A 7,023-nucleotide genomic window follows, 5' to 3' on the forward strand; every position below is an offset into this window, starting at 1 on the left:
CTGTAAGATTGGGGCAAATCATTGTAATGCAATTTTTCTGACTTGCGTAAAAGTTCATCCGGATTATTCTCGATGCAGATTGTTTATAAGGCATACAAACTTTATACTGCGCTCACTTTGCAGCAAGTCCAAGCCTTCAGGCTTTAGGGAAGCTGGTGTAAATCCAGCACTGCCCCCGCAACGGTAAAAAATGAAACGTCTATCAATTTAAACTCTTCGGTTTACACCACTGCATCTTGATGTGGGAAGGTGGATATACAGCAAAGTCGCTGCTTTGCACATTTAAGTCCGGAAACCTGCTTGTTGTGTTCTATAACTCAATCATTCACGGGGAAGTGAATGTAGGGAGCTTTAACATGTCACTTCATTGTCAACCTACTGCCTTGGTAGGTGCGATCGCACTTGCGTTGGGTACCACCTCATCTGTTTTTGCTAACGAGCAAAAAGTTGCGAAAGCATCTTTAGATACCATTGTGGTCACGGCAACTCGCTCTGCAGAAAACATTGAAAATGTGCCTGCGCGAATTTCAGTGATTGAACCTACGACTCTTGAGCAATCTCCTATTGCTTCATTACCCAATTTATTGAAAAAAGAGGCTGCTTTAAACGTCGCTCAACTAGGTGGTTATGGACAACAATCCTCTATTTTTATGCGAGGCACAAGCTCTTCACATACACTCGTTCTACGTGATGGCATGCGATTGAATACAGCTTTAAGCAGTTCAGCTTCTCTCCCTTTTATTGATACTACAGATATCAAGCAAATTGAAATTCTGAAAGGTCCAGCATCAGTTTTATATGGTACAGATGCCATTGGCGGCGTCATTCATATGATTTCTAAAACACCTGAGCAATCAAGTGCGTTTATTACAGGTGAAATTGGCGAGAATAAAACTTACAAATCACTCGTGGGTGCCGATTTAGCTGAAGATGGTTTTTATGCCCAAATCCGTGGTCAACGCCTGGAAACTGATGGAAAATCTGTTCTAGATGATGAAGATGAAAATTATTCCTTTGACCAAAAAGGTTTGAGCACAAAATTTGGAGTCAACAAAGACCAATATGGTTTATCTCTCGATTACAGCCAAAATAAAGGCACAAGTGATTACAATGCAGGTAGCCTCACTTCACAAGATTTTGAAAATGAAATGGTTAACCTGAGAGGGCGAATTAACCTAGGTTCACAATTAGAACTCAATGCTCGCTTATCCCAGTTTGACGATCAATTAGATCAAAATGCTACGAATTATCTAGGTCAGGTCGATTATTCATATAGCACTACTCAAGAAACAGAATTGTATGCCAAACTCAATTTAAATGATCAGCATCATATTTTACTAGGTACAACGCATAGTAACCTTGATGGCGATGTTCTGTCTTATGGAGTTGCCTACAAAGGTGATGTTTCCTCTCAAGGATATTACACACAGCATCAATATCAATCAGATAAACTCAATACTCAACTCGGCATCCGTGTTGAAGACAACGAAAAATATGGCTCTCATACTGTAGGGCAAGCTGCTGCACGTTATGCAATATCACCTCAACTCAGCGTCTATACGAATATTGGTTCAGCTTTTCGTTCACCAAACTTAAACGAGCTGTACAGTGGTGAATCTGCAAATCCAAATTTAAAAGCCGAAGAAAGTCTGTCTTATGAAATTGGCTTAGACCAGGCCCTCACTCAAAACTCATCTATTTCATTTTCCGTGTATCAAAACGAAGTGGATAACATGATCCAAAAAGTTGATGGAAAGTTAAATAACATCAACGAAGCAACGCTTCGTGGTGGCGAGCTGGCATGGAATTGGAAACAAGACGATTGGTTCATCGATACTGCTTTTGCGTATGTACAAGCTAAAGATAGCAAAGCGGATATTGAGTTAGCTAAACGACCACGTCAAACCCTCACTCTGACCACAGGTTTGGAAAATGAAATTTATGGGATGAGTGCTTCTCTTATTGCCCGTTCCAAGTCAAAAAGTTGGAGTGATTCAGACCATAATCCGGGCTATGCGACCGTCGATTTAAATGCTTACTGGAATATCAATCCACATGTCAAAGTATTTACCAACATAGAAAATGTCGGTGATGTTCGTCATAAGATCGAATACAACTGGAATAATTATTATGTTGATGAAGGTCGTCTCGCTTCTGCCGGTGTGACTTTTAAATATTAAGCTTCCCCCAATCCAAGCAAATACTTTTGAGAATCATGTCATGCCTATGGCATGATTCTTTTTATTTACAGCATTTAATTATTCAAGGAACACATATGGGCCACCGTTTAAGCAAAATCTACACCCGCACAGGCGATTCAGGTACCACAGGACTCGGTGATGGCTCACGTGTTGCCAAAGATGATTTGCGTATCACAGCACTCGGCGATGTCGATGAACTGAATGCCGTGATTGGCGTATTACGCGCACAAATTTCAGCAAGCAACATTGAAGATCAAGCCGCTTGGGATAAATCTTTAAGCCTGATCCAGCACTGGTTATTCGATTTAGGCGGTGAAGTGTGTATTCCAGGTTTTAATCTGGTACAACCTGTATCGATTGAGTTTCTGGAAAATGATATCGACCGCATGAATGAAGCTTTGCCGATGTTAAAAGATTTTATTCTGCCTGCTGGAACGTTGGTGTGCAGCTTTGCCCATCAGGCCCGCGCTGTTTGCCGTCGCGCAGAACGCAGCGTTATGTCAGTCCACCACCGTGACCAAAATATTCAGGCAACATCATTGCAACTACTCAATCGTTTATCAGACTGGTTGTTTGTAGCATCGCGCACCCTGCAACGTGCTGAGGGCGGTTCCGAAGTGCTGTGGCAAAAAAATATCAATGACAGCATCGAAAAGTAAAATTATGTTTCAAGTTAGCATCTAAAAATACACGTCAGATGTCTCTTGATTTTACAGAGCGTCTGACGAAAATAGAAAGTGTCATCCTTCTGTCACGTAGCCCTCGCAAAATGAACTTAACTTTCCCACTCATGAGCATCTTATGCGCATAATTGGTCATCGTGGTGCACGTGGCGAAGCCCCTGAAAACACCTTGGGCGGTTTTCAGTATATTCAGGAAATCGGCATTCGCGCCGTTGAGTTTGATGTCCGTCAGCTCAAAGACAACGCCTTAATCATCATGCATGACGATGATTTCGTGCGCACGACTGGTTTGCAAAAGCATCTATATGAATGTAACCGTCAGGATCTGTGCCAATATAACCATGCAGTCAAATGGTCAGAATGGAATAAAATCGAAGCGACCCCACTGCTCGATCAAACCTTAAATGTCATTCGAAATTTCGAGCATATTGAAGTCGAAATTAAAAGCGTAGCATCTGAAGCAGCAGCTGAAAAAATAGCGTTTGAGGTCGAACAACAACTACAAGGTTATGAGCAGGCAGCCATTATTACCAGCTTTGATGCCAAAATTCTGGATGCCTTCAAACAGCAAAACTCACGTTTAAAACGCGGTTTATTGATTGAGACCGATATCAAACATCAAGCCATTGATCAGGCGCTGGAATTAGGATGCTGTCATATTGGCTGGATGGATGAACTGGCCAGTAAAGACCTGATTCAGGCTACGCAGGCTGCCGAGTTAAATATCAGTGTCTGGACAGTCAATGATGTCACCCGTGCCAGACAGCTGCGAGACTGGGGCATTCAGGGGCTGATTACCGATTATCCAAAACTGATGCTACAACAACTCTAAGTAATCTCTCTTAGCCTTGATTGATCTAGGTATTTCTTGATCGCGTTAATTTTAATAATGCAATAATAAAAGTATGAATCTTCCTTAATCAGATTTTATTTGAAAGTGAAATTAAGTTGCCCAACCTCTATATTCTGCAAATTTCCTGATAATATTGTAGAAATTATGAACAACGATTTTCATCTGATTCATTCCGTTTCCATTTTCTGAAAGAGTGATAATCCTCAGTCACTTAGTCGGAAATCAGAACCCGTCTACGCTCGCAAAATGGTCACTTCTGCCCTACTTATTCTGTTACCGACAAGTACAATACAACCGTACAATAATGCTAGTGATGCCTTAGGGCACATGCTAATATGGACAAGATAGGCTGCTGTTAAAACCAACAGTAGTTTCTGCTTTTTGTTATACCTTCCGAGGTTCTAGGAGTGCTGTTGGAGATGAATGCTCCCTTACCCAAAGCCCCCATCAACTGGATTGCTGTGTTTGCATTGGTATTTTTACCGATCGTAGCCCTGATTGCGATTCCGTTGTATGCGTATCACCATGATTTTAGCGCTGCCGCTTGGATCAGTATGTTTGTTTTACTGGGCGTAAGCAGCCTCGGCATTACAGCAGGATACCATCGCCTGTGGGCACATCGTGCTTATGAAGCCACTTTACCATTAAAAATCATCTTGATGATTATGGGTACATTTGCTGTACAGAATAGTATTTTATTCTGGGCATCTGGTCACCGTACCCATCACCGTCATGTCGATGATGTTGATCAAGACCCGTACTCGATCAATAAAGGCTTCTGGTATGCACATATTGGCTGGATGTTACGTGATTATCCATCTGGTGCTGCCAACTATAAAAATGCGCCAGATCTGTTAAAAGACAAAGTGGTGATGTTTCAGGACAAATACTACGTTCCTTTAGTGATTGCCGTGCATGCTGCGATTTTACTGCCCATCGGCTGGGCTGTAGGTGATGTCTGGGGCGTATTACTGTTGGGTGGACTAATGCGTTTAATCCTGAGCCATCATGTGACCTTCTTCATTAACTCATTGTGCCACATGTGGGGAAATCGTCCTTATACCGATGAAAATACTGCACGTGACAACTTCGTACTCGCGGTTGCAACTTGGGGTGAGGGTTATCATAACTATCACCACATTTTCCAATACGATTACCGTAACGGCGTAAAATGGTGGCAATACGATCCAACTAAATGGTTGATCTGGACTTGTTCTAAACTTGGTTTAGCTAAAAACTTGCGCCGCATTCCTAGCTTTAATATCAAAAAAGCGGAATTGGCAATGAAGTTTAAATATGCCGAACAGGATCTTGCGGTGTATGGCCATGATGTTTCTGAAGATATCTCGGCGGTAAAAACCAAGATCGCACAGGAATATGATGCATTTACCCAAACTTTAAATGACTGGGCGAAGCTGAAAGAACAGGAAATTCAGGTCAAGAAAGCATCGATGGCTGAAAAAATCCATCAGATGGATGACAAGCTGAAAGTTGAATTCCAGCTGGTTGAACAGCGTCTTTCTCATCATCGTCAAACCTTGAATCTACTGGTTCGTAATTTGAAAAAATCTGCAGTTTCTCAATAAAAGCTGTTGAACACTAAAGCCCCGATTGGGGCTTTTTTTATGTCCGAAAGATAACGTGAACTCTCGCTTATACAACAGTTTTATACAGCTATCTTTGTTATAGTAAATTTATTCCAATCCTGTACTGACGCCATGTATTTTAACTCTCGCTATCAAACACTACCTGCTCGCCTCTATCATCATCAAGTTCCGCTGCCGTTAAAAGGTGCAAAAGCCGGGCACTTCAATGCCGCTTTGGCAGAACAACTACAATGGTCGGATGAAGACAAGGCGCAATGGGTCGAGATTTGTAGCGGTCAGAAAGTCTTCGTTGAGTTTGAACCTTTGGCTATGGTCTATGCAGGTCATCAGTTTGGGCAATGGGCAGGACAGTTGGGAGATGGTCGCGGGTTGTTGATTGCGCAAATTCTGGATAAAAATAATCAGACCATTGACCTGCATTTAAAAGGTGCTGGTGCAACCCCTTATTCACGCATGGGCGATGGTCGTGCAGTACTGCGTTCAGTCATTCGTGAGTATCTGGCAGGTCATGCCTTAAATGCTTTAGGTGTAGCATCCAGTAATGCAGTTGGTTTTACTTCATCAATCCAAGGTATTCAGCGTGAGAAGCTAGAGCCGGGCGCGATGATGTTGCGTACTTCAGACTGTCATATCCGTTTCGGCCATTTTGAATGGATCAATCAGTATCAGCCAGATCTACTAGCTGAATTTACCCAGAAATGTATCGAATGGCATTATCCAGAATGCCTGCAAGCCGAACAGCCGATTCTGAGCTTTGCCACAAAAGTTATTCAGCGCACTGCGGTGATGATTGCCAAATGGCAACTGGTTGGTTTTGCACATGGCGTGATAAATACTGACAACCTGAATATTACCGGTTCAACTTTGGACTTTGGTCCTTATGGCTTTATGGAGCGCTTCCGTCCGAACTGGATCAATAACCACTCGGATTATCAAGGGCGTTATACCTATCAGCAGCAGCCAAGTATTGGGCATTGGAATTTGTGGCAATGGTTAAATAATCTGGTGCCGCTCTGCCCTACAGATTATGACAAAGAACAATGGAAACAGGATTTGGCAGCATGTCTGGAGCACTATGAGCCAACATTCTTAGAGCATTATAAATATGGTTTAAATCAGAAAATGGGCTTGCCAAGTTTCCATAAAGACAGTTTTGATTGTGCGATGGCATTTCTGCGAATTTTGCAAAGTGAGCAACTGGACTACACCCAGAGTTTTATCCGTCTGCAAAATAAAGACTATGAAGCCATTAAAGATGATTGCTTAGACCGTCGTCAGTTTGAAGCATTTTTGACGCAATATGAAAGCATTCGAGAACAACAGGATATTGAAGAGTTACACGCCGCCATGCACTTGATCAATCCACATTATATTCTGCGTAATCACATGGCACAGAAAGCCATTGAACTGGCAGAGCGGGATGATTTTTCTGAAGTCGACCGCCTGTTTAAATTACTCAGTCAACCTTATCTGAAACAGTCAGATCTGGAACAGCCTGAAGATTTAGCGCCATTGCCGAGTGACGTGCCTGAAGTCATGGTGAGTTGTTCTTCTTAATAAAAACGAAGCATATCGCTCCGTTTTTATTAGGCGGATTCAAGCGGCAAGTGCAACAGTATAAAAACCAGCCATAACATCACTGGGCGTATACCATCCCAGTGTCTTTCTGGGGCGATTAT

The 7,023-nt window shown here is 42.4% G+C and carries 5 protein-coding genes and 1 riboswitch; all 5 genes read left to right on the forward strand.

The annotated features are described in order from the left end of the window. Nucleotides 1–107 precede the first annotated feature (107 nt). Nucleotides 108–318: riboswitch (cobalamin riboswitch) on the forward strand. A gap of 38 nt (nucleotides 319–356) precedes the next feature. After that, nucleotides 357–2,180, forward strand: coding sequence for a TonB-dependent receptor plug domain-containing protein (locus tag NI466_RS11270; protein WP_253173600.1), 1,824 nt, complete (start codon nucleotides 357–359; stop codon nucleotides 2,178–2,180). 95 nt (nucleotides 2,181–2,275) lie between these two features. After that, a complete protein-coding gene (locus tag NI466_RS11275; RefSeq protein WP_253173602.1) occupies nucleotides 2,276–2,860 on the forward strand; it encodes a cob(I)yrinic acid a,c-diamide adenosyltransferase in 585 nt (194 codons plus the stop codon). A 142-nt stretch (nucleotides 2,861–3,002) separates the two neighbouring features. Further along, entirely contained in the window at nucleotides 3,003–3,716 is a 714-nt protein-coding gene (locus NI466_RS11280) for a glycerophosphodiester phosphodiesterase (protein ID WP_253173603.1), read from the forward strand. A 440-nt stretch (nucleotides 3,717–4,156) separates the two neighbouring features. Then, nucleotides 4,157–5,323, forward strand: a complete 1,167-nt coding sequence (locus NI466_RS11285; protein WP_004647507.1) for an acyl-CoA desaturase — start codon at nucleotides 4,157–4,159, stop codon at nucleotides 5,321–5,323. 132 nt (nucleotides 5,324–5,455) lie between these two features. Next, nucleotides 5,456–6,901 (forward strand): protein adenylyltransferase SelO, encoded by a 1,446-nt coding sequence (locus NI466_RS11290; RefSeq protein ID WP_253173605.1) that lies wholly within the window; start codon nucleotides 5,456–5,458, stop codon nucleotides 6,899–6,901. Nucleotides 6,902–7,023: the final 122 nt, after the last annotated feature.

Origin of the sequence: Acinetobacter lwoffii, from assembly GCF_024129595.1 — a bacterium.
Classification (GTDB): domain Bacteria; phylum Pseudomonadota; class Gammaproteobacteria; order Pseudomonadales; family Moraxellaceae; genus Acinetobacter; species Acinetobacter lwoffii_O.